Annotated in this window: 21 protein-coding genes and 1 tRNA gene; 14 read left to right on the forward strand and 8 right to left on the reverse strand. The window is 73.5% G+C overall.

What is annotated here, in order from left to right; all coding sequences use genetic code 11:
- The first annotated feature begins 55 nt into the window (after positions 1 to 55).
- Together ABZ858_RS15880 and ABZ858_RS15885 are read left to right on the forward strand one after the other, a co-directional pair.
- Complete coding sequence (locus ABZ858_RS15880; protein ID WP_361377512.1) at positions 56 to 1,900, forward strand: sel1 repeat family protein; 1,845 nt, start codon at positions 56 to 58, stop codon at positions 1,898 to 1,900.
- A gap of 102 nt (positions 1,901 to 2,002) precedes the next feature.
- Positions 2,003 to 2,076: transfer RNA gene (locus tag ABZ858_RS15885), tRNA-Met, on the forward strand.
- Positions 2,077 to 2,234: 158 nt separating this feature from the next.
- Here the strand turns inward: ABZ858_RS15885 and ABZ858_RS15890 are convergent.
- The gene (locus ABZ858_RS15890; RefSeq protein ID WP_361377515.1) at positions 2,235 to 2,651 is read right to left on the reverse strand and encodes a Fur family transcriptional regulator; all 417 of its coding nucleotides are present in this window, start codon (positions 2,649 to 2,651) and stop codon (positions 2,235 to 2,237) included.
- A 144-nt stretch (positions 2,652 to 2,795) separates the two neighbouring features.
- Here ABZ858_RS15890 and ABZ858_RS15895 point away from each other — a divergent pair, with 144 nt between their 5' ends.
- Entirely contained in the window at positions 2,796 to 4,247 is a 1,452-nt protein-coding gene (locus ABZ858_RS15895) for a catalase (RefSeq protein ID WP_361377518.1), read from the forward strand.
- A gap of 73 nt (positions 4,248 to 4,320) precedes the next feature.
- Here the strand turns inward: ABZ858_RS15895 and ABZ858_RS15900 are convergent, their stop codons facing one another.
- Together ABZ858_RS15900 and hisN are read right to left on the reverse strand one after the other, a co-directional pair.
- A complete protein-coding gene (locus ABZ858_RS15900) occupies positions 4,321 to 4,722 on the reverse strand; it encodes a CBS domain-containing protein (protein WP_361377521.1) in 402 nt (133 codons plus the stop codon).
- A 146-nt stretch (positions 4,723 to 4,868) separates the two neighbouring features.
- Positions 4,869 to 5,669, reverse strand: a complete 801-nt coding sequence (hisN, locus tag ABZ858_RS15905) for a histidinol-phosphatase (RefSeq protein WP_361377524.1) — start codon at positions 5,667 to 5,669, stop codon at positions 4,869 to 4,871.
- Positions 5,670 to 5,999: 330 nt separating this feature from the next.
- On the opposite strand from hisN, the gene ABZ858_RS15910 reads away from it, so the two are divergent.
- Positions 6,000 to 6,647, forward strand: coding sequence for a helix-turn-helix domain-containing protein (locus tag ABZ858_RS15910; protein WP_361377527.1), 648 nt, complete (start codon positions 6,000 to 6,002; stop codon positions 6,645 to 6,647).
- Here ABZ858_RS15910 and ABZ858_RS15915 read toward each other — a convergent pair.
- The 4 genes from ABZ858_RS15915 to ABZ858_RS15930 form a co-directional block, all read right to left on the reverse strand.
- Complete coding sequence (locus ABZ858_RS15915) at positions 6,641 to 6,964, reverse strand: multidrug efflux SMR transporter (protein ID WP_361377530.1); 324 nt, start codon at positions 6,962 to 6,964, stop codon at positions 6,641 to 6,643. The genes ABZ858_RS15910 and ABZ858_RS15915 overlap by 7 nt on opposite strands.
- A 129-nt stretch (positions 6,965 to 7,093) precedes the next feature.
- Positions 7,094 to 8,104 (reverse strand): ribosome small subunit-dependent GTPase A, encoded by a 1,011-nt coding sequence (rsgA, locus tag ABZ858_RS15920; protein WP_361377533.1) that lies wholly within the window; start codon positions 8,102 to 8,104, stop codon positions 7,094 to 7,096.
- 17 nt (positions 8,105 to 8,121) lie between these two features.
- Positions 8,122 to 9,453: a 3-phosphoshikimate 1-carboxyvinyltransferase gene (gene aroA / locus ABZ858_RS15925; RefSeq protein ID WP_361377536.1), complete on the reverse strand. Its 1,332-nt coding sequence runs from the start codon at positions 9,451 to 9,453 to the stop codon at positions 8,122 to 8,124.
- Between the two features lie 153 nt (positions 9,454 to 9,606).
- Positions 9,607 to 10,329 (reverse strand): M50 family metallopeptidase, encoded by a 723-nt coding sequence (locus ABZ858_RS15930; RefSeq protein ID WP_361377539.1) that lies wholly within the window; start codon positions 10,327 to 10,329, stop codon positions 9,607 to 9,609.
- Between the two features lie 49 nt (positions 10,330 to 10,378).
- On the opposite strand from ABZ858_RS15930, the gene ABZ858_RS15935 reads away from it, so the two are divergent.
- The 10 genes from ABZ858_RS15935 (at position 10,379) to ABZ858_RS15980 (ending at position 20,842) form a co-directional block, all read left to right on the forward strand.
- Entirely contained in the window at positions 10,379 to 11,233 is an 855-nt protein-coding gene (locus tag ABZ858_RS15935) for an SOS response-associated peptidase (protein ID WP_361377542.1), read from the forward strand.
- A 1-nt stretch (position 11,234) separates the two neighbouring features.
- Positions 11,235 to 11,951: an alpha/beta family hydrolase gene (locus tag ABZ858_RS15940; protein WP_361377545.1), complete on the forward strand. Its 717-nt coding sequence runs from the start codon at positions 11,235 to 11,237 to the stop codon at positions 11,949 to 11,951.
- 252 nt (positions 11,952 to 12,203) lie between these two features.
- Positions 12,204 to 12,887, forward strand: coding sequence for an RNA polymerase sigma factor SigR (gene sigR / locus ABZ858_RS15945; protein WP_361377548.1), 684 nt, complete (start codon positions 12,204 to 12,206; stop codon positions 12,885 to 12,887).
- A complete protein-coding gene (gene rsrA / locus ABZ858_RS15950; protein WP_361377551.1) occupies positions 12,884 to 13,195 on the forward strand; it encodes a mycothiol system anti-sigma-R factor in 312 nt (103 codons plus the stop codon). The genes sigR and rsrA overlap by 4 nt, the downstream gene beginning before the upstream one ends.
- Positions 13,196 to 13,518: 323 nt before the next feature.
- A complete protein-coding gene (locus ABZ858_RS15955) occupies positions 13,519 to 14,883 on the forward strand; it encodes an HD-GYP domain-containing protein (RefSeq protein WP_361378017.1) in 1,365 nt (454 codons plus the stop codon).
- Positions 14,880 to 16,277, forward strand: a complete 1,398-nt coding sequence (locus ABZ858_RS15960) for an HD domain-containing protein (protein ID WP_361377554.1) — start codon at positions 14,880 to 14,882, stop codon at positions 16,275 to 16,277. Before ABZ858_RS15955 ends, ABZ858_RS15960 begins: the two co-directional genes overlap by 4 nt.
- A gap of 104 nt (positions 16,278 to 16,381) precedes the next feature.
- Complete coding sequence (locus ABZ858_RS15965) at positions 16,382 to 17,362, forward strand: hypothetical protein (RefSeq protein ID WP_361377557.1); 981 nt, start codon at positions 16,382 to 16,384, stop codon at positions 17,360 to 17,362.
- Positions 17,363 to 17,442: 80 nt separating this feature from the next.
- Complete coding sequence (def, locus tag ABZ858_RS15970) at positions 17,443 to 18,093, forward strand: peptide deformylase (RefSeq protein ID WP_361377560.1); 651 nt, start codon at positions 17,443 to 17,445, stop codon at positions 18,091 to 18,093.
- 293 nt (positions 18,094 to 18,386) lie between these two features.
- Positions 18,387 to 19,472 carry an epi-isozizaene synthase gene (gene cyc1 / locus ABZ858_RS15975; RefSeq protein WP_361377563.1) on the forward strand — a complete coding sequence of 362 codons (1,086 nt, stop codon included), beginning with the start codon at positions 18,387 to 18,389 and terminating at the stop codon, positions 19,470 to 19,472.
- A complete protein-coding gene (locus ABZ858_RS15980) occupies positions 19,469 to 20,842 on the forward strand; it encodes a cytochrome P450 (RefSeq protein ID WP_361377566.1) in 1,374 nt (457 codons plus the stop codon). The genes cyc1 and ABZ858_RS15980 overlap by 4 nt, the downstream gene beginning before the upstream one ends.
- Positions 20,843 to 20,881: 39 nt before the next feature.
- Here the strand turns inward: ABZ858_RS15980 and ABZ858_RS15985 are convergent, their stop codons facing one another.
- Complete coding sequence (locus ABZ858_RS15985; RefSeq protein WP_361377569.1) at positions 20,882 to 21,847, reverse strand: helix-turn-helix domain-containing protein; 966 nt, start codon at positions 21,845 to 21,847, stop codon at positions 20,882 to 20,884.
- Positions 21,848 to 21,908 lie beyond the last annotated feature (61 nt).

Genomic DNA, 21,908 nt, shown 5'->3' on the forward strand with positions numbered 1-21,908 from the left:
TGACCTCGCTGGCATGGGGTATACGAGGTGTACCCGGGGTGCGGATGGTGCGACGATGGACGTTATGGGGGACAAGGTAACTCTGTACGATTCAGGGAGATTTACGCAGGCGACCGACCCCGTGGAGATCGCGGGCGGGGAGCGGGACGAGACCGGCGCGGCCGCCGACGAGGCCGCCGAGCTGGCACGCCGCCGGCTCGCCGCGGAGGCCGGCGACATCGAGGCGATGAGCGTCCTCGGCGCCATGCTGCTGCGCCGCGGCGACCTCGACGGCGCCGAACCCCATCTGCGCGGTGCCACCGCGGCCGGTGACCGCGCCGCCGCCAACAACCTGGGCGTCCTCCTCCAGCAGCGCGGCTACGCCGACGAGGCGGCCGGCTGGTGGCGGATCGCCGCCGTCGCCGGCTCCGCCCCGGCCGCGCACGCGCTCGGACGCCACCACCGCGAGCGCGGCGACGAGCCCGCCGCCGAGTACTGGCTGCGCCAGTCCGCCGAGCAGGGCCATGTGCTGGGCGCCTACGCCCTCGCCGACCTGCTGGAGCACCGCGCCGACGCGGGCGCCGAGCGCTGGCTGCGGGTCGCCGCCGAGCGGGGCCACCGGGAGGCGGCGTACCGGCTCGCCCGAGCGCTGGACCGGCGCGCCGCGCAGGAGCCCGCGCGCACGTCCCCGCGGGAGGACGGCGCGGGCCCGTCGGGGGAGGCCGAGCAGTGGTACCGGCAGGCCGCCGCGCGCGGGCACCGGCGTGCCGCGCTGCAGCTCGGCGCGATCCTGGAGCGGCGCGGCGAGCTGAAGGAGGCCGGCCGCTGGTACCTGACGTCCGCCAAGGACGGCGAGGCGCGGGCCGCCTGCGCGCTCGGCTTCCTGCTGCGCGACGCCGGGGACACCGAGAGCGCGGCCGTGTGGTGGCTGCGCGCCGCGCAGGACGGCGACGGCAACGCGGCCAACGCGCTGGGCGCCCTGCACGCCGAACGCGGCGAGACGCAGACCGCCGAGCGCTGGTACCGGGCGGCGATGGACGCCGGTGACGTCAACGGCGCCTACAACCTCGGACTGCTCTGCGCCGAGCAGCAGCGCACCGCGCAGGCCGAGCAGTGGTACCGGCGCGCCGCCTACGCCGGCCACCGGGAGGCGGCGAACGCCCTGGCCGTGCTGCTGCTCCAGAACGGCGACACGGCCGGCGCCGAGCCGTGGTTCTCCAAGGCGGCCGAGGCCGGCAGCGTCGACGCCGCGTTCAACCTGGGCATCCTCTACGCCGGCCGCGGCCTGGGGACCGAGGCGCTGCGGTGGTACGAGCAGGCGGCGGCGGCCGGGCACACGGAGGCGGCGCTCCAGGTGGGCATCGCCCTGCTGCGCGCCGGGGACGAGCGGGCGGCCGAGCGCCATCTGCGGTGCGCGGCCGGCGGCGGGAGCGCGGAGGGCGCGTACCGGCTGGCGACCCTGCTCGACGCGCGCCGGCCGCCGGTGCCGGCGCACGAGCTGGGGGAGTCGGTGCTGCACGAGAAGACCGAGTGCGAGGAGTGGTACGAGCGGGCGGCCTGCCAGGGGCACCGCCGGGCGCAGGTGCGGGTGGGCATGCTGGCCGCCGCCCGCGGGGACGTGGTCGAGGCGGCCCGCTGGTACCGCACGGCGGCGGAGGCCGGGTCCCGCAACGGCGCGTTCAACCTGGGGCTGCTGCTCGCCCGCGAGGGCAGCGAGCCGGAGGCGGTCGTGTGGTGGACCCGGGCGGCCGACGCCGGACACGGGCGGGCGGCGCTGCGCCTCGCCCTCGTCTGCGCGCGCCGGGGCGAGCTGGCGGAGGGGCAGCGGTGGGCCGACCGGGCCGTGGCACTGGGGCCGCGCGAGGTCGCCCAGCGGGCCGTGCGGCTGCGCGACGCGCTGCGCGAGGAGCTGTCCGCCTGACGGCCGGCCCGGCCCCGGCGCCCTCCCGCGCCGGGGCCCGGCGCGGGCGCGGAAAGCGATTTGCTTCTTCTCGCGTCGGTCACGTAGTGTTCAGTTCATCGACGCGGGGTGGAGCAGCTCGGTAGCTCGCTGGGCTCATAACCCAGAGGTCGCAGGTTCAAATCCTGTCCCCGCTACTGAAGGCCGAGGGCCGGAATCCGAAAGGGTTCCGGCCCTCGGTGCGTAACGCGGCGGTGCGTATCACGGCGGTATGTACCACAGCGGTGTGTATCCCGGCGGACACGGCGAAGGCCCCGGCACCGAGGACGGTGCCAGGGCCTTTCGCGTACGGGCGTCAGGCGGACGCGCAGTTCGGGCAGAGTCCGCGGTACGTCACCTCGACGTCCGAGACGGTGAAGCCGAAGCGCTCCGAGTCGGGGAGGTCGGCCAGCGGATTGCCGCCCGGGTGCACGTCGCGGATCGCGCCGCAGCCGGCGCACACCAGATGGTGGTGCGGCTGGTGGGCGTTGGGGTCGTACCGCTTGGCGCGCTTGTCCGTGCTGACCTCCAGCACCTCGCCCAGCGTGACCAGCTCACCCAGCGTGTTGTAGACGGTGGCGCGGGAGATCTCGGGCAGCTTGGCCACCGCCCGCGCGTGCACCTCGTCGGCGGTCAGGTGGACATGCTCGCCGTCCAGGACCTCGGCCACGACGCGCCGCTGCGCGGTCATCCGCCATCCGCGTCCGCGCAGCCGTTCCAGAAGGTCGCTCATGTCCACCAGCCTAGCAGCAAGGAGAACCAGATCCCGAACAAGTGTGACTTTGGATCGCAACTTGACTTAGACAGGGTCTATTGTAGGATCAGTAACGGCTTTGGCCAAGAGACAGGACAAGACGTGATTGCCGCAGGAGGCGACGTGACCCAGGGGCCGCTCACCACGGAGGCCGGTGCTCCGGTCGCCGACAACCAGAACAGCGAGACGGCGGGCGTCGGCGGCCCGATGCTCGTCCAGGACCAGCTCCTGCTGGAGAAGCTCGCCCACTTCAACCGCGAGCGCATCCCGGAGCGCGTGGTGCACGCCCGCGGCGCGGGCGCCTACGGCACCTTCACGGTCACCGCCGACGTCACGAAGTACACGAGGGCCGCCTTCCTCTCCGAGGTCGGCAAGGAGACGGAGACCTTCCTCCGCTTCTCCACCGTGGCCGGCAACCTGGGCGCCGCGGACGCCGTCCGCGACCCGCGCGGCTTCGCGCTGAAGTTCTACACCGAGGACGGCAACTACGACCTCGTCGGCAACAACACCCCGGTGTTCTTCATCAAGGACGCCATCAAGTTCCCCGACTTCATCCACACCCAGAAGCGCGACCCGTACACCGGGTCGCAGGAGCCCGAGAACGTGTGGGACTTCTGGGGCCTGTCCCCGGAGTCCACGCACCAGGTGACCTGGCTCTTCGGTGACCGCGGCATCCCGGCGTCGTACCGCCACATGGACGGCTTCGGCTCGCACACCTACCAGTGGAACAACGCGGCCGGCGAGGTCTTCTGGGTCAAGTACCACTTCAAGACCGACCAGGGCATCAAGTGCCTGACCGCCGAGGAGGCGGACGTCCTGGCGGGCAAGGACCCCGACTCGCACCAGCGCGACCTGCGCGAGGCCATCGAGCGCGGCGACCACCCGTCCTGGACGGTCGGCGTGCAGATCATGCCCGCCGCCGAGGCCGCGACCTACCGCTTCAACCCGTTCGACCTGACCAAGGTCTGGTCGCACGCGGACTACCCGGTCATCGAGATCGGCACGCTGGAGCTGAACCGCAACCCGGAGAACGTCTTCGCCGAGGTCGAGCAGTCGGTCTTCTCCCCGGCGCACTTCGTGCCCGGCATCGGCCCGTCACCGGACAAGATGCTCCAGGGCCGCCTCTTCGCCTACGGCGACGCCCACCGCTACCGGGTCGGCATCAACGCCGACCACCTGCCGGTGAACCGCCCGCACGCCACCGAGGCGCGCACCAACTCCCGTGACGGCCACTTGTACGACGGCCGCCACAAGGGCGCGAAGAACTACGAGCCGAACAGCTTCGGCGGCCCGGCCCAGACCGGCCGGCCGCTGTGGCAGCCGGTCCAGATCTCCGGCACCACCGGCGGCCACGAGGCGCCGCTGCACGCCGAGGACAACGACTTCGTGCAGGCCGGCGACCTCTACCGGCTGATGACGGACCCGGAGAAGGACCGCCTGATCGGCAACCTGGCGGGCGCCCTCGCGCAGGTCTCGCGCGAGGACATCGTCGAGCGCGCGATCGACAACTTCCGCCGGGCGGACGGTGACTTCGGCAAGCGGCTGGAGGCGGCGGTGCAGGCACTGCGCGGCTGATCCTCCGGCACTGGACCGCTTGTCGCGGCCGGCGGGCCGGGCTCCTGCGGGGGCCCGGCCCGCCGTCGTGCGCTCACCCCGCCATGCGCGCCGCGGGCTGCCGGGCCGGCGCCCAGCAGCGGATGATGTCGCGCACCGAGACGATGCCGGCCGGCTCCCCGCGGTCCAGGACGATGAGGTGGCGGAAGCCGCCGTGCGCCATGGCGCCGGCCGCCTCCTCCAGGGTCCAGGACGGGGCGGCGAACACCACGTCGGTGGTGGTGTGCGCGTGGGCGTGCTCGGTGTCCGGGCTCTGGCCCAGGCCGACCGAGTTGAGGATGTCGCGTTCGGTGAGGATGCCGATGCCGTCGGCGTCCGGGTCGTGGACGACGGCCGCGCCGACCCGGCGGGCGGACATCAGGGCGGCGGCCTGGCGGAGAGTGTGGTCGGGGCCGATGGTGAGGACCACCGTGCTCATGGCGTCGCAGACGAGCATGGGATGGAGACACCTCCTCGTGAAATCCCCGCACCAGGGATTCACATGCTCACAAGTGGGGGGACTCCCAGGGTCGCAGGCAAAGCAGGGGTCAACAAGAGGGCGCACGCGGCCTGTCGGGGGCGTGCGCAGGCGTCCCTCCTGCCTCAGTCGCGCCGGTTGAGATACCCCAGCATCTCCTCGTGCAGCACCCCGTTCGACGCGGCGGCGTTGCCGCTGTGCGGTCCCGGGCGGCCGTCCAGGCCGGTGAAGGTGCCGCCGGCCTCGGTGACGACGATCGCGTTCGCGGCCATGTCCCACAGCGACAGCTCGGGCTCGGCGCACAGGTCGACCGAGCCCTCGGCGACCATCATGTACGGCCAGAAGTCGCCGTACCCGCGCGTGCGCCACACCTGGCGGGTCAGGTCCAGGAAGCCGCCCAGGCGCCCCTGCTCCTCCCAGCCGCCGAGCGAGGAGTACGCGAAGGAGGCGTCCGCCAGCTCGGTCACCCGCGAGACGCGGAGCCGGGACGCCTGCGACAGGCTCCGCCCGGTGAAGGCGCCGTGCCCCTTCGCGGCCCACCAGCGGCGGCCCAGCGCGGGGGCGGAGACCAGGCCGACGACCGGCTGGTAGCCGTCCTCGCCCGCCTCCATCAGGGAGATCAGCGTGGCCCAGACGGGGACGCCGCGCACGTAGTTCTTGGTGCCGTCGATCGGGTCGATCACCCAGCGGCGCGGGCCGCTGCCCTCGACGCCGTACTCCTCGCCGAGAACGGAGTCCCGGGGGCGGGCGCGCTGCAACTGGCCGCGGATCAGCTCCTCCGCCGCCTTGTCCGCCTCACTGACCGGGGTCATGTCCGGTTTCGTCTCGACCTTGAGGTCGAGGGCCTTGAAGCGGCCCATGGTGGCGGCGTCCGCGGCGTCCGCGAGGACGTGGGCCAGGCGCAGATCATCGAGGTAGTCCGGCATGTACGGAACCGTATCCGGCCGAGGTGACGCGGGGCCACATAGGGCCTGTCTGACAATTCCCGTCGTCGCCCGGAGGGCGGCCGCGCGGGGTCAGGCGCGTGCTCTGGGGGTCCCCCTGCTCGAAGAGCTTGGGGGAGTGCCGGGCGGAGAGCCTCGTACTGGGTGTACTCGGCTCTGCGCCCGGTGCGGCGAGAGGGCGTGCATGGCGTCGCGAGGCAGACGGGAATGGTCAGACAGGACCTGGGCCCGCTGATGCCCCCGCACACCCTTGACAGTCCACCCGCACGCCCCAACTCTGGGCCCACGACCGCTCGCTCCGGGGAGGCGACGATGCCTGTAGCGCGGGAATCCCTGCTGGACGCCGCGTCCAGGGCGCTGGCCCGCCGGCCGTGGTCCTCGGTGCGGATGGTGGACGTGGCGGCCGCGGCCGGGGTCTCCCGGCAGACGCTGTACAACGAGTTCGGCAGCAAGGACGGACTCGCGCGGGCCCTGGTCCTCCAGGAGGCGCACGGCACCCTCGCCGGGATCGACCGCGCCCTGGCGGGCCCCGACGACCCGGTGGAGCGGCTGGTCGCCGCCGCCGAGTGGACGGCGGCGGCCGCCCGGCGCAGCGCCCTGGCGCGCGCCCTGCTCACCGGCTGCTGGAGCGAGCGGCTGCCGCCACCGGCGCTCTCGGCGGCGCCGTGGCCGCCCGCCGGAGAGGCGCGGCGGACGGCGGACGCCCCGCCCGCCTGGCCCGCGGGCTTCCTGGCGTTCGCCCGCGACCGCGCGGCGGCCGCCCTGGCCGGTCCGGGCGCCCGCGGCGCGGACCTCGCCGCGCTGGCCGCCACCTGCGAGCTGGTGTTCCGCCTCGCGCTGTCCTGCGTGCTGGTCCCGCCGGACGGGACGGAGGTCGCCGCCCTGGTGCGCGGGGCGCTGCGCGGCACCGGCCCGGTCGAACCGGCGCCGCCCCTGAGCGCGGTGACGCGGGGTCAGTGACTGGAGCCGGACAACTGGAGCCCGATCACCCCGATGATGACGAAGCTGATCGAGACGATCTTCAGCGTCGACACCAGATCGCCGAGGAAGACCATGCCGTAGACCGCGGTGCCCGCCGCGCCGATGCCGGTCCACACCGCGTACGCCGGGCCCACGTCCAGCTTGCGCAGGGACAGGGTGAGCAGGCCGAAGCTGCCGAGGGCGAAGCAGCTGAAGGCGATGGTCGGCCAGAGCCGGGTGAAACCGTGGGACAGCTTCAGGCACACGGCGAAGCCGGTCTCCAGCACTCCCGCGACGATGACCAGCAGCCACGCCATGCGCTGTCCTCCCGTGTCTCCGCGTCCCGTGGCCGCTCCGGCTCGGTGCGATTATGCCCTTACCTGATCACGGGGGCGGCAAACAACGCGGGACGGCGCAGGGCGCGGGAGGTCGGTCGCCCTCGGCGGTCAGTCGCCCTCGGTCCGCTCCCGGGTGGACAGCAGCCGGCGCAGCGAGTACAGCCGGGCCGGGTCCGCGTGCCCCGCGGCCACCCACGCGTCCAGCGCGCAGTCCGGCTCGTCGTGGCCGCACGCGCGCGGGCAGCCCTCCGTGCCGGGCTCCAGGTCCGGGAAGGCGTGGATCACCCGGGACGGGTCGATGTGGGCGAGCCCGAAGGACCGTACGCCCGGCGTGTCCACGACCCAGCCGTCGCCGCCCGCCAGCGGCAGCGCGAGCGCCGAGGTGGTGGTGTGCCGGCCGCGTCCGGTCACCGCGTTCACCTGCCCGGTGACACGCCGCCGCTCCTTGGGCACCAGCGCGTTGACCAGCGTCGTCTTGCCCACCCCGGAGTGGCCCACGAACGCCGTGACCCGGCCGTCGAGAAACGTGCGCACCCGGTCCGCCGCGTCGCCGGTCTCCAGCTCGTCGCGGCTGGTGACGACGTAGGGGATGTCCAGCGCCCCGTACAGCTCCAGGAGTTCGTCCGCCGGGGCCAGGTCCGACTTGGTCAGCACCAGCAGCGGGTCCAGGCCGCCGTCGTACGCCGCCACCAGGCAGCGGTCGATCAGCCGGGGGCGCGGCTCGGGGTCGGCCAGCGCGGTGACGATGGCGAGCTGGTCGGCGTTGGCCACGACCACGCGCTCGTAGGGGTCGTCGTCGTCCGCGGTGCGGCGCAGCACCGAGGAGCGCTCCTCGATGCGGACGATGCGGGCGAGGGTGTCCTTCTTGCCGGACAGGTCCCCGACCAGGGCGACCTGATCGCCCACCACGGCGGCCTTGCGGCCCAGCTCGCGGGCCTTCATCGCCATGATCGGACGGCCGTCGACCAGGCAGGTCAGCCGGCCCCGGTCGACGGTGAGCACCATGCCCTCGGCGGCGTCCTCGTGCTTGGGCCGGATGTGCGTACGGGGCCGGTTGCCCCGGCGGTTGGGCCGGGAGCGGATGTCGTCCTCGTCGGTGTGCTTGCCGTAGCGGCGCATGACGTCTTCCCCGCGCCCTACGCCCCGAGCATCCCGGTCCACAGGTCGGGGAAGTCCGGGAGGGTCTTCGCCGTCGTCGCCACGTTCTCGATCTGCACGCCCTCGACCGCCAGGCCGATGATCGCACCGGCGGTCGCCATGCGGTGGTCCTCGTAGGTGTGGAAGATCCCGCCGTGCAGCCGGCGCGGGCGGATGTGCAGGCCGTCGGCGGTCTCGGTGACGTCACCGCCCAGCTCGTTGATCTCCTTGGTGAGCGCGGCCAGCCGGTCCGTCTCGTGCAGCCGCAGATGGGCCACGCCCCGCAGGGTCGAGGGGGAGTCCGCGAGCGCGGCCACCGCGGCCACGCCCGGGGTCAGCTCGCCGACCTCACCCAGGTCCACGTCGATACCGTGCACCACACCCGATCCGGTGAACACCAGTCCGTAGTCGGTCAGTTCGCAGGAACCACCCATCTCGGTGAAGATCTCCCGCAGCCGGTCGCCCGGCTGGGTCGTCCGCTCGGGCCAGTCCGGGATGACGACCTTGCCGCCGGTGACCAGCGCCGCCGCCAGGAACGGCTGCGCGTTGGACAGGTCCGGCTCCACCGTCAGGTCACGGCCGAGCAGGGCGCCCGGCGTGACGCGCCAGACGTTCGGCTCGCCGCCCGACTCCGGGGTGTCCACCTGGGCACCGACCGCGCGCAGCATGTCGACCGTCATCCGGATGTGCGGCAGCGACGGCAGCGTGGCCCCCACGTGCCGGACCTCGACGCCCTGGTTGAAGCGCGGGGCGGACAGCAGCAGGGCGCTGACGAACTGGGAGGACGAGGAGGCGTCGATCTCCACCGGGCCGCCGTCCAGCGCGCCGCCGCCGTGCACGGTCAGCGGCAGCGCGCCGCGCCCGTCGTCGTCGATCCGGGCACCGAGCGCGCGCAGCGCGTCGATCACGCCGTGCAGCGGACGCTCGTAGGAGCGGGGGTCGCCGTCGAAGCGGATCGGCCCGTCGGCCAGCGCGGCGACCGGCGGCAGGAAGCGCATCACCGTGCCCGCGTTGCCCACGTCGACGGTGGCCGGGCCGTGCAGCCCCGCGGGGATCACCCGCCACGCCTCACCGGAGCCGCCCGCGCCGGAGGAGCTGGAGGACACCGTCTCCTCGATGCCCACGCCCATCGCCCGCAGCGCCCCGGCCATCAGCAGCGTGTCGCGCGAGCGCAGCGGGCGGCGCAGCCAGCCCGGCTCGGAGGCGAGGGCGGCGAGCACCAGCGCGCGGTTCGTGACCGATTTGGACCCGGGCACGTGGACCGTCGCGTCGACGGCTCCGCTTGCGTGCGGGGCGGGCCAGAGGGCGGTGTGGGCGGGGTTCGGGGCCATGGGCCCACTCTATAAGGAGGCGGTCGGGCGGGCCGTCCCCGAGGCGCGGCGCGGAAATCACAGCCCGAGCAGCCGGCGGCCCGCGCCGGTCACAGTCCGAGCAGTCGGCGGCCCGCGCCGGTCACAGTCCGAGCAGCCAGCGGCCCCCGCCCGTCACAGCCCGAGCAGCCAGCGGCCCCCGCCCATCAGCGAGCACAGCGACACCGCGTGGAACAGGAACAGCCACAGCCCGGCCGGTACGTGCGTCAGCCGCGACAGCTGGTCCGCGTCCGAGTCCCCGGCGCCGCCGCCCGACCGCTTGGCCTGCAGCTCGAAGGCCGGACGCACCCCGCCGAGCAGCAGGAACCACACCACCGCGTACGCGAAGGCCGCCTGCACCTGCGGCCCGGCCAGCCACGACACCAGCAGGAACGTGCCGCCGGTGAGCACCACGGTCAGCGCCCCGTAGGCGTTGCGGATCATCACCAGCATCGCCACGAGCAGTGCCGTGGCCACCCACAGCAGCAGCGTGATCCGCCCGGTGGCCAGCAGGGCGGCGCCGCCGAGGCCGAGCAGCGGGGGAGCGGTGTAGCCGGCGGCCGCGGTGAGGATCATGCCGAGGCCGTACGGCTTGCCGCGACTCACGGTCAGGCCGCTGGTGTCGGAGTGCAGCCGGATGCCGGTCAGGGTGCGGCCGGTGACCAGCGCGACCAGGCCGTGGCCGCCCTCGTGGGCGATGGTGATCGCGTTGCGCGCCAGCCGCCACAGGGTGTGCGGGACGACGACGGCGAGCGCGGCGGCCGCGGTGGCGAGGACCACCCACAGGTCGGGGAAGGGCTGGGTGCCTGTCAGCCGGTCCCAGAGGCCGGGCAGGGCGAGGGAGGCGAGGCTGTGCATGGTACCGGTGGCTCCCTGTGGTCGTTCGGAGTCTGGCAGTGTGGCACGTATGTGCGGACGGTATGCAGCGAGTCGCGGGGCCGAGGATCTCGCCGAGGTCTTCGGCATCGAGGTGGGGGTCCCCCCTGCTCCAGTGGAGCCGAGAGCTTGGGGGAGGGAGCCGGAGGAGAGCCTGGAACCCGACTACAACGTGGCCCCCACCAAGGAGGTCCTCGTCGTCCTGGACCGTCCCCTGAAAGACGCGGAGGACAAGCGTCCGGTTCGCCAGCTGCGCAAACTCAGGTGGGGACTCGTGCCTTCCTGGGCGAAGTCCCCCGAGGGTGCCGCCCGGATGATCAACGCGCGCGCGGAGACCGTGCACGAGAAGCCCTCCTTCCGCCGCGCCTTCGCCGCCCGGCGCTGCATCGTGCCCGCCGACGGCTACTACGAGTGGGTCACCGGCACCGAGGAGCGGGAGCTGGAGGTCGAGGGCCGGCGCAAGCGTCCGCGCAAGCAGCCGTACTTCGTGACCCCGGCGGACGGCTCCGTCTTCGCCATGGCGGGGCTGTACGAGTTCTGGCGGGACCGCACGCTGCCCGACGACCACCCGCTGGCCTGGTGGGTGACCTGCTCGGTGATCACCACGGAGGCCGAGCGCGCCCCGCTGGCGGTGGCCCCCGACGAGGGCCCGCGCGCGCTGGCCGACATCCACCCCCGGATGCCGCTGATGCTCACCCCCGACCGCTGGGACGCCTGGCTGGACCCGGCCCGCACCGACCCGGAGGACCTGCGCGCCCTGCTGGCGCCGCCGCCCGAGGGGCTGATGCGGGCGTACCCGGTCTCCACCGCGGTCAGCAACGTGCGCAACAACGGGCCGGAGCTGCTGAAGGAGCTGGCGGCACCGGAAGAGGGCACACTCTTCTGACGTGAACGAGACAGCCGGGACAGCCGGGACAGCCGGGGCGGCCGGGACAGCCGGGGCGGCCGAGACGGCCGAGACAGTCGGGGCGGCCGAGACAGTCGGGACGGCGGCGGGTGAGGCCCGCGTCACCTGGTACCGGGCCGCGGACGCCCGCCTGGTGCTCGCGGCCGGCCACGGCGCCGGGGGCGGCATCGAGGCCCGGGACCTGCGGGCCCTGGCCCGCACCCTGCCCGGGCAGGGCGTGAGCGTCGCCCTGGTGGAGCAGCCCTGGCGGATGGCCGGCAAGAAGGTGGCGCCCGCGCCGAGGACGCTGGACACCGGCTGGCGCGGGATCTGGCCCGCGCTGACCGCGCCCGGCCTGCCGGTCGTGGCCGCCGGGCGCAGCGCGGGCGCGCGGGTGGCCTGCCGCACCGCCGCCGAGCTGGGCGCGCACGCCGTTCTCGCCCTGAGCTTCCCGCTGCACCCGCCCGGCAAGCCGGAGAAGTCGCGCGCCGCCGAGCTGCTCGGCACCGGCGTGCCCACCCTGGTCGTCCAGGGCGGCAACGATCCGTTCGGCAGGCCGGAGGAGTTCCCCGAGGGCCCCTACGAGCTGGTCGCCGTCCCGTACGGCGACCACGGCTTCGCCGTGCCCAAGCGGGCCGCGACCACCCAGGAACAGGCCCTGGACACCCTCACCGAGGGCGTCGCCCGGTGGCTCGTGTCGTCCGGGTCACTCGCCTGACGGCCGGGAATGCCGGGCCTGCCGGTGCTGTTGAGCCGGACAGAAGTGCCGGTCACCGGCACCGCCGTCGTGAGAGAGGGAGTCCGCCGCATGGGTTCGACCATCTGCCCGAGCCGCGCTCGCGCCGACCTGGACTGGTCGGTGCTGCACGCGGCCAGGACCGCCCCTATTCGGGCGGCGGGCGGACCGGATCGTCGTCTATCCTCCGAAACGAGTGGGACCGCTCTCGGTCCCGCGACGTCGCTTGAGGAGGTGGGTCCGGTTCCCGGTACCGACGCAGGGACCGACAACGGCCAGGCGGAGCTGCCCGAGGGCCGGGGCACGGGCGCGGAGTCGACCGCCGAACGCAGCGCGCGCTTCGAGCGGGACGCGCTCGAATTCCTCGACCAGATGTACTCGGCCGCCCTGCGCATGACGCGCAACCCGGCCGACGCCGAGGACCTGGTGCAGGAGACCTACGCCAAGGCGTACGCGTCCTTCCACCAGTTCCGCGAGGGCACCAACCTCAAGGCGTGGCTGTACCGCATCCTCACCAACACCTTCATCAACTCCTACCGCAAGAAGCAGCGCGAGCCCCAGCGCAGCGCCGCGGAGGAGATCGAGGACTGGCAGCTCGCCCGCGCCGAGTCGCACATGTCGACCGGTCTGCGCTCCGCGGAGTCGCAGGCGCTCGACCACCTGCCCGACTCGGACGTGAAGGAAGCGCTCCAGGCGATCCCCGAGGAGTTCCGCATCGCCGTGTATCTCGCGGACGTGGAGGGCTTTGCGTACAAGGAGATCGCGGACATCATGGGGACACCCATCGGTACGGTGATGTCCCGGCTGCACCGGGGCCGCCGTCAGCTGCGCGGCATGCTGGAGGACTACGCCCGTGACCGCGGGCTGGTCCCGGCCGGCGCCGGAGAGTCGAACGAAGCGAAAGGTTCGGGCTCATGAGCTGCGGAGAGCCGCACGAGACGGACTGCGGTGAGGTGCTCGACCACCTGTACGAGTTCCTCGACAGTGAGATGCCGGACGTCGATCGCACCAAGTTCGAGCACCACTTCGAGGAATGCTCGCCCTGCCTGGAGAAGTACGGCCTGGAGCAGGCCGTGAAGAAGCTGGTCAAGCGGTGCTGCGGGCATGACGACGTGCCCGCGGACCTGCGGGCCAAGGTCATGGGCCGGATCGAGCTGATCCGCTCCGGCCAGCCCGTCTCCGACCGCGACGTGACCGCGGAGCCGGTGACCTCCCAGGAGTCCTGACCGCCTCCCGGTGACCTCCCAGGAGTCCTGACCGCCTCCCGGCCGTCTCCTGACCGGCTCGGGCGACCGCGCCCCCGGCGAACCAGTTTCACCCGTACGTGCTAATCCGCGGCTTATCGGGCCGCGGACTCCCCCGCGCGTCCTAGGGTCTGTCTGACCATTCCCGTCGTCGCCGGAGGGCGGCCGCGCGGCGTCAGGTGCGTGCTCTGGGGGCCCCTGCTCGAAGAGCTTGGGGGAGCGTGCATGGCGTCGCGCGGCGGGCGGGATGGTCAGACAGACCCTAGGCTCCGGCCGTGGACCGGCATGAGCGGGGAGGGGCGTCCATGGAGGCGGTGCCGCCGCGGATCCGGGCGTACCTGGCCTGTGCCGTCCTCGGCGCCCTGCTCTGCCTGCTGCCGCTGCCCCTGACCCTCGCCCGCACGCCCTGGTGGGCGGTCGTCCTGCTCGCCGCGGTCTACGCCTGCTGCGAGCAGCCGGCCCGGCGCTGGTCCGCCGGCCCCTTCTACCCCGTGCTGCTCGCCGCGGCGTTCCTGCTGCCGGCCCCCGCCGCCGCCCTGGTCCCGCTGCCCGGCGCCCTGCTCACCCGGGCCGGGCAGCCGCCCGAGGCGGCGCGCCGGACCTGGCGGGCGGCCCGGCTCGCCCTCGCCGTGTGGGCGGCGGCCCGCACGCACTGGGCACTGGGCGGCCGGGACGCCGTCGTCGGCTCCGACTTCCCCTACGCCCTGGTGCCCGCCGGGGCCGCCGTGGCGGCGTTCTGCCTGGTGCTGGCGGCGCTGGATGCCGGCTTCCGCGCGCTCGCCGCCGAAGCCCCGCGCGTGCCGCGCTCCCGGCGGGCCCCCGCCCGCCGGGCCCGCCGGGAGCGCTGCACCCGCTCGCTGGCGCCCATCGCCGTGCACGGCCTCGCCGGGCTGATGATGGCCGTGCTCTGGCGCAGCCCGTACGGCCCGGTCGCCGCGCTGCTCGTGCTGCTGCCGATGTGCGTGTCCTGGTGGGCGTACGCGCAGTACCACCGCGAGCGGGCCGCCCACCGGGCCACCATCCGGGCCCTGGTGCAGGCCGTCGACATCAAGGACGGGTACACCCGCGGCCACAGCGAACGGGTCGGGCAGGCCAGTGTGCTCATCGCGCGCGAACTGGGCATGGACGAGGAACGCGTCGAGGTGCTGCGCTTCGCCGGCATCCTGCACGACGTCGGCAAACTCGGCGTCCCCACCCGGCTGCTGCGCAAGGACGGCCCGCTCACGCCCGAGGAACGCGCCGTGATCGAGCTGCACCCCGAGTACGGCCACGAGATGGTGCGCGGGATCTCCTTCCTCGGCGAGGCCCGCTCCGCGATCCTGCACCACCACGAACGGCTCGACGGGTCCGGCTACCCCTACGGCCTGGCCGGCGGTCAGATCCCCGAGTGCGCCCGCGTGGTGGCCGTCGCCGACGCGTTCGACGCGATGACCTCCACCCGCTCCTACCGGCGCTCCCGGCCCGTGGGCGCCGCGCTGGCGGAGCTGGAGCGCTGCGCCGGGACGCAGTTCGACCCGCGGGTGGTCACGGCCCTGGCCCTCGCCCTGGACCGGCACGGCTGGCACCCCGCGGTCACCGCCGACGACGGCACGCCGCCGCCCGGGCCGCGGCCCGCGCCCGGCCCGGGCGCCCCGGCGTCCCCGCCCGGCCGCCGGGAGGCGCGCAGATGAGGCGGCCGGACCCGACGGCGCTCATCCGCGGCTGCGCGGCCCTGGCCGGCCTGGTCTCCCTGGCGGTCACCGCGCGCACCGGACTGCGGGACCCCGGGACCGCCCTCGCCTTCGGGGCGCTGATCCTGTTCGGGGAACTGACGCGCTGGTCCGTGACCGACACCGCGACCGGCACCGGGGCCCGGGCCGGGTACAGGTCCGGATTCGGGACCGAGTACGGGTCCGGATTCGGGGCCGGGTACGGGTCTGGGACCGGTGCCGGGGCGGCGGCTCCCGGAACCGGCCTCGGCCTCGGCCTCGGGCTCGGCCCCGGTCCAGGCACCGGCGAGGCCGCTCCGCTCGGGGCCGCCGGCGCGCTGTCGTACGCCCTGCTCGGCGAGGTCGCGGGCCTGCCCAGCCACCACGGCGTCTGCCAGGTGGTCGCCGTGGTGCTCGCCGCCTGCCTGCTCGGCAGCGTGCCGCACATCGCGCGCGGGCGCGGCCCCACCCGCGACCACCTGGCCCGCCGGGTCCTCACCGTGCTCTTCGCCGCCGTCTGTTTTCAGCCGTTGTACAACCGGGGCGTGTTCCGGGCCTGGGACGGTCCCGCCCACGCCCTGCTGCTGCTCGCCCTGCTGGTGCTCACCGCGCTGTGCGGGGCCGTGCTCGCCGCCGCCCCGGCGCACAGCCGCACCCGGTGGCCGTTCGGCCCGCTGCTGCGCGAGGAACTGCGGGGCCTGCTCGGCATCGGCCCGGCGGTGTGCGCGACCGGCGCGGTGATGGCCCTCGCGGTGGCCGCCGTCGGGCTGTGGGCGCTGCCCGTCCTCGCGGTGCCGCTGCTGCTCGCCCAGCTGTCCCTGCGGCGGTACGCGGCGGTGCGGGCCACCTACCGGCAGACCATCGCCTCGCTGGCCCGGGCCACCGAGGTCGCCGGGTACACACCGGCCGGGCACGCCCGCCGGGTGGCCGCGCTCAGCCGGGCCGTGGGCCGGGACCTGGGCCTGCGGGAACCGGAGCTGACCGTGCTGGAGCACGCGGCCCTCATGCACGACATCGGGCAGCTCAGCCTGGTGGACCCGGTGCCCGCGGGGGCGACGTCCGGCCTGCCGGCGGCCGAGCAGCGGCGGATCGCGCTGCTGGGCGGCGCGGTGGTCCGGCAGACCGGGGTGGACCGGGAGGTCGCCGTCGTGGTCGAACGGCAGGCCGACCCCTGCCCGGAGCAGCCGCTGCCCGCGCGGATCGTACGGGCCGTGAACGCCTACGAGGAGAAGGCCCGCGACGCCGGCCCCGGCGGCGGGCTGCGGGCACTGGAGGAACTGCGCCTGGCCGGCGCGGGCCACTACGCGCCCGATGTGGTCGAAGCACTGGCCAGAGTGCTGTCACGGGACTGTCTGACGCCGCCCGTCCCGGGGTAACCCATGGGTAATGAGCGGCCTCGAAGCCGTACGTGGTTGGATGCCAAGGAAAGGGTGTCCGGGGGCAGAGCCAGCCCACACATCGGAACTGGCAGGCGGGAATCGTGAGGATCTTCGGCAAGGGACGGCACCGGCCCTCCGCCTCCTGGCGGCAGGCCACCGACCGTGCGTTCACCCTGATCGGCGACGGCCGGTACGAGGACGCGGGCGCGCTGCTGACACGCGCGGCCGATCTGGAACCCTGGCTGGCGGAGTCCTGGTTCAACCTGGCCCTGCTGCACAAGTTCCGGCACGACTGGGAGCAGGCCAGAGCGGCGGGCCTGCGGGCGGTGGCCCTGCTGGAGAAGGAGACCGGGGCGCCCGACTGGTGGAACGTCGGCATCGCGGCCACCGCCCTGCAGGACTGGCCGCTGGCCCGGCGGGCCTGGCAGGCGTACGGCCTCAAGGTGCCCGGCGGGGTGGCCGCCGCGGGCGAGCCGGCCGGCATGGAGCTGGGCAGCGCGGCCGTGCGGCTGTCGCCGGAGGGCGAGGCCGAGGTGGTCTGGGGCCGGCGTCTGGACCCGGCCCGGATCGAGGTGCTGTCCATCCCGCTGCCGTCCTCCGGGCGGCGCTGGGGCGAGGTCGTGCTGCACGACGGCGTGCCGCACGGCGAGCGGACCACCGCGGACGGGCACAGCTTCCCGGTCTTCGACGAGATCGAACTGTGGGCGCCCTCGCCCGTGCCCACCTGGGTGGTCCTCCTGGAGGCCGCCACCGAGGCCGACCGGGACGCCCTGGAGCAGCTGGCCGCCGACGCGGGCTTCGCCGCCGAGGACTGGTCGTCCTCCGTGCGGCTGCTGTGCCGGACCTGCTCGGAGTCGCGGATGCCGTCCGACGAGGGCGACGGCGTCCACCTGGACCCGCACGACCACAGTGAGCCGGGGCACCCCGGGCCGCTGGGCCACCGCACCGACGGGCAGCTGTGGGTGCCGGAGCGGGAGTGCGGGGTGGCCGCGCCGGCCTCGCTGGTGCGCGGGCTGCTGGACGGATGGGTCGCGGACAGCCCGGACTCCCGGGACTGGCGTGACCTGGAAGAGGTCTGCTGAGGCCGCCGGGCGTCCGCGGCCCCCGTACCCTGTATCAGGCATCCATCCTCCCGTTCTTGTCAGGAAGGCATACGTCGGTCATGGCGCAGCAGGACACCGATCAGCAGCACACGGGCGTGCTCCCCGTCGACGACGAGGGCTATGTCGTGGACACGGGGGACTGCGAGGAGCGCGAGACGGCCTGGCGTGAGCGCGGCACCTCGCGGCCGATCACGGTCGTCGGCAACCCGGTGCTGCACAAGGAGTGCAAGGACGTCACCGAGTTCGGCGACGAACTGCGGCAGCTGGTCGCGGACATGTTCGCCAGCCAGCGCACGGCCGAGGGCGTGGGCCTGGCCGCCAACCAGATCGGCGTCGACCTGAAGGTCTTCGTCTACGACTGCATGGACGACGAGGGCGTCCGGCACGTCGGCGTGGTCTGCAACCCCCGGGTCGTCGAACTCCCGGCGGACCGGCGCCGCCTGGACGACAGCAACGAGGGCTGTCTGTCCGTGCCGAGCGCGTACGCGCCGCTGGCCCGCCCCGACTACGCCGAGGTGAGGGGCCACGACGAGCGGGGCAACCCGGTCAAGGTGCGCGGCACCGGCTACTTCGCACGCTGTTTGCAGCACGAGACCGACCACCTGTACGGCTCCCTGTACATCGACCGGCTCTCCAAGCGCGAGCGCAAGGACGCGCTGCGGCAGATGGCCGAGAACGAACCGCGCTACCCCGTGGTGGCCAACGGCTGAGCCCCTCGCCAGAGCCCGCGCGCACACGGCGCCCGACCGCACGACCGGTCGGGCGCCGTACGTGTGTCCCCCTCGGCCCCCCGCGGTCCCGCACATAATCGATCCTTTGTGCGTCTCTGTTGAACCATAATCAGTCACACAAGGGGATATTCTCGGCATCCCGGGTGGCGAGTACACCAAATCCGTTCCCAAATCGGTCAGTTGTGGTGCTGAATGGGAGTACGGGGATGTGTGACGGCGTGCGTCGGCACAGCGGAAGCGGCGGACGCCACGGCGGCTGAGAGGGGTTGTTCGTGCCAGCTTTCCCATACAGCACCACACCGACATCGACAGCGGTCGCAGTGCCACCGTCACTCGCTCTCCCGGTGATCGAGACCGCGTTCCCCAGGCAACTGCACGCCTATTGGCCCGCGCTCCAGGAGAACACCCGCACCTGGCTGCTGGAAAAGCGGCTCATGTCCGCGGACACGGTGGAGGAGCACGCCGACCGGCTGCGCTACACCGACCTCATGGCGGGGTACTACCTCGGCGCCCCCGACGAGGTCCTCCAGGCGATCGCGGACTACAGCGCGTGGTTCTTCGTCTGGGACGACCGGCACGACCGGGACATCGTCCACGGCCGGACCGTCGCCTGGCGCCGGCTGCGCGGCGCGCTGCACCTGGCGCTCGACTCACCGCGCGACCATCTGCACCACCCGGACCCGCTGGTCGCCGGGTTCGCCGACAGCGTGCTCAGGCTGTTCTCGTTCCTGCCGGCCACCTGGAACGCCCGCTTCGCCCGGCACTTCCACGCGGTGATCGAGGCGTACGACCGGGAGTTCCACAACCGCAGCGAGCACATCGTGCCGACGGTCGCGGAGTACCTCTCCCTGCGCCGGCTCACCTTCGCGCACTGGATCTGGACCGACCTCCTCGAGCCGAGCGCGGGCCGCGAACTCCCGGACGCCGTCCGCGGGAACCCGGCGTACCGGCGCCCGGCCCTGCTCAGCCAGGAATTCGCCGCCTGGTACAACGACCTGTGCTCACTGCCCAAGGAAATCGCGGGCGACGAGGTGCACAATCTCGGGATAAGTCTCGTCACACACGAAGGACTGACCCTTGAGGCGGCGATAAAGGAAATCCGCCGACGCGTCGAGGAATGCATCACCGAATTCCTGGCCATGGAGCACGAGGCATTACGGTTCGCGGACGGTCTCGCGGACGGGACGGTGTGCGGAAAAGAACTCTCGGCCGCCGTGCGGGCCTGCGTCGGCAATATGCGCAACTGGTTCAGTTCCGTCTACTGGTTCCACCACGAGTCCGGCCGCTATATGGTCGACAGCTGGGACGACCGGTCCACGCCCCCGTACGTCAACAACGAAGCGGCAGGTGAGAAATGACCGTCGAGTCCGTCAAGCCCGAGGCGCGGCCGGCAGCCGGCGCGCCGGGTGAACCGCCGGTGGCCGGCGGCGCCGTCCCGCTCCTGGGACACGGCCTGAAACTGGCCCGCGATCCGCTGGCCTTCCTGAGCGGGCTGCGCGACCACGGCGACGTGGTGCGGCTGCGCCTCGGCCCCAAGACGGTGTACGCCGTCACCGCGCCCGACCTCACCGGGGCCCTGGCGCTCAGCCCCGACTACATCATCGCCGGCCCGCTGTGGGAGTCCCTGGAGAGCCTGCTCGGCAAGGAAGGCGTGGCCACCGCCAACGGCCCGCTCCACCGCCGCCAGCGGCGCACCATCCAGCCCGCCTTCCGGCTCGACGTGCTCCCCGAGTACGGGCCCATCATGACCGAGGAGGCGCACGCGCTCGTCGGGCGCTGGCGCTCGGGGCAGGTCCTCGACGTCACGGCGGAGTCCTTCCGGGTGGCCGTCCGCGTCGCCGCCCGGTGCCTGATGCGCGGCAGCTACATGGACGCCCGCGCCGACCGCATCTGCGCGGCGCTCGCCACCCTGTTCAGCGGTATGTACCAGCGCATGGTCGTCCCCCTCGGACCGCTTTACCGCATACCCGTACCGGCCAACCGTGAATTCAACCGCGCATTGGCCGATTTGCATCTCCTGGTCGACGAGATCGTCGCCGACCGAAGGGAAAGCGGTCAAAAACCGGACGATTTGCTGACGGCTTTGCTGGACGCGAAGGACGAGAATGGCGAGCCCATTGGGGAGCAGGAGATCCACGATCAGGTGATCGCGATCCTCACCCCGGGCAGTGAAACCGTCGGGTCCATGATCATGTCGATCCTTCTCGTTCTCACCGAGCACCCGGATCTCGGCGACCGGATCCGCGACGAGGTGAAAACCGCGGTGGGGGACCGGCCGGTCGCATTCGAGGACGTCCGAAAACTGACGTTCACCGCCCATGTGGTCGTCGAGACAATGCGCCTCTATCCCGCCGTGTGGATTCTGACCCGGCGCACGGTGGCGGAGACCGAGCTGGGCGGCTACCGCATCCCGGCCGGCGCGGACGTCATCTACAGCCCCTACGCCATCCAGCGCGACCACCGCTCCTACGACCGGCACGAGGAGTTCGACCCCGGGCGCTGGCTGCCGGAGCGGGCCAAGGAGGTCCCCAAGCACGCGATGAGCCCGTTCAGCGTGGGCAACCGCAAGTGCCCCAGCGACCACTTCTCGATGGCCGAACTCACCCTGCTCACCGCCGCGATCGCGGACGCCTACCGCTTCGAGCAGGCGCCCGGCTCCGACCCCCGGCCCCGGATCGGGATCACGCTGCGCCCGCGCCGGCTGCTGCTGCGGGCGCTGCCCCGCTGACCCGGCGCCGGCCCGGCGCCCGGGCCGTGCCCCGCGCGTTCAGGCGGCCTGCGGGCCCCTGAACGCGCGCCGGTAGGCGTGCGGGGTGGTGCCCAGCGCCCGTACGAACTGGTGCCGCAGCGCCGCCGCCGTCCCGAACCCGGCCCGGTCCGCGATCGCGTCCATCGTCTCGTCGGTCCCCTCCAGCAGGCGCTGCGCCAGCAGCACCCGCTGGCGCAGGACCCACCGGTAGGGGGTCGTGCCCGTCTCCTGCTGGAAGCGGCGGGCGAAGGTGCGCGGCGACATGTGGGCGCGGGCGGCGAGCTGCTCGACGGTGACCTCCTCGTCGAGGTGCTGCTCCATCCACACCAGCACCTCGCCCACGGTGTCGCACCGGGACCTGGGCAGCGGCCGCTCGATGTACTGGGCCTGCCCGCCGTCCCGGTGCGGCGGCACCACCATCCGCCGGGCGATCTTGTTGGCGACCTCCGGCCCCTGCTCCTTGCGCACGATGTGCAGACAGGCGTCGATGCCGGCGGCCGTGCCCGCCGAGGTGATCACCGGGTCCTCGTCGACGTAGAGCACGTCCGGCTCGACCGTCGCGCGCGGGTACTGCCGCCGCAGCTCGGCCGCGTGGTGCCAGTGGACCGCGCAGCGCCGCCCGTCCAGCAGCCCGGCGGCGCCCAGCACGAACACCCCCGAGCACACGCTCAGCACCCGCGCGCCCCGGTCCACGGCCCGCCGCAGCGCGGCCAGGAGGGCGGGCGGGTAGGACCGGCCGGCGAAGCCGTCACCGGCCGGGACGGCGATCAGGTCCGCCTCGTCGAGCCGGTCGAGCCCGTAGGGCGTGCTGACCGTCAGCCCGCCGACATGGGTGCTCAGCGCCGGGCCCTCCGCCGAGACCACCGCGAAGTCGTACCGCGGCAGTCCGTCGTCGCTGCGGTCGATCCCGAAGACCTCGCAGACCACGCCCAGCTCGAAAGGGTGCACGCCGTCCAGCAGGACGGCCGCCACGTTCTGCAGCATGCCGCCAGTGTGCCGCACAAGTGGCAGGAATTCGAGGCCCTACGGCAGTCCTGCCACTCCC

The organism is Streptomyces sp. NPDC047017, assembly GCF_040644175.1.
In the GTDB taxonomy this organism is placed as follows: domain Bacteria; phylum Actinomycetota; class Actinomycetes; order Streptomycetales; family Streptomycetaceae; genus Streptomyces.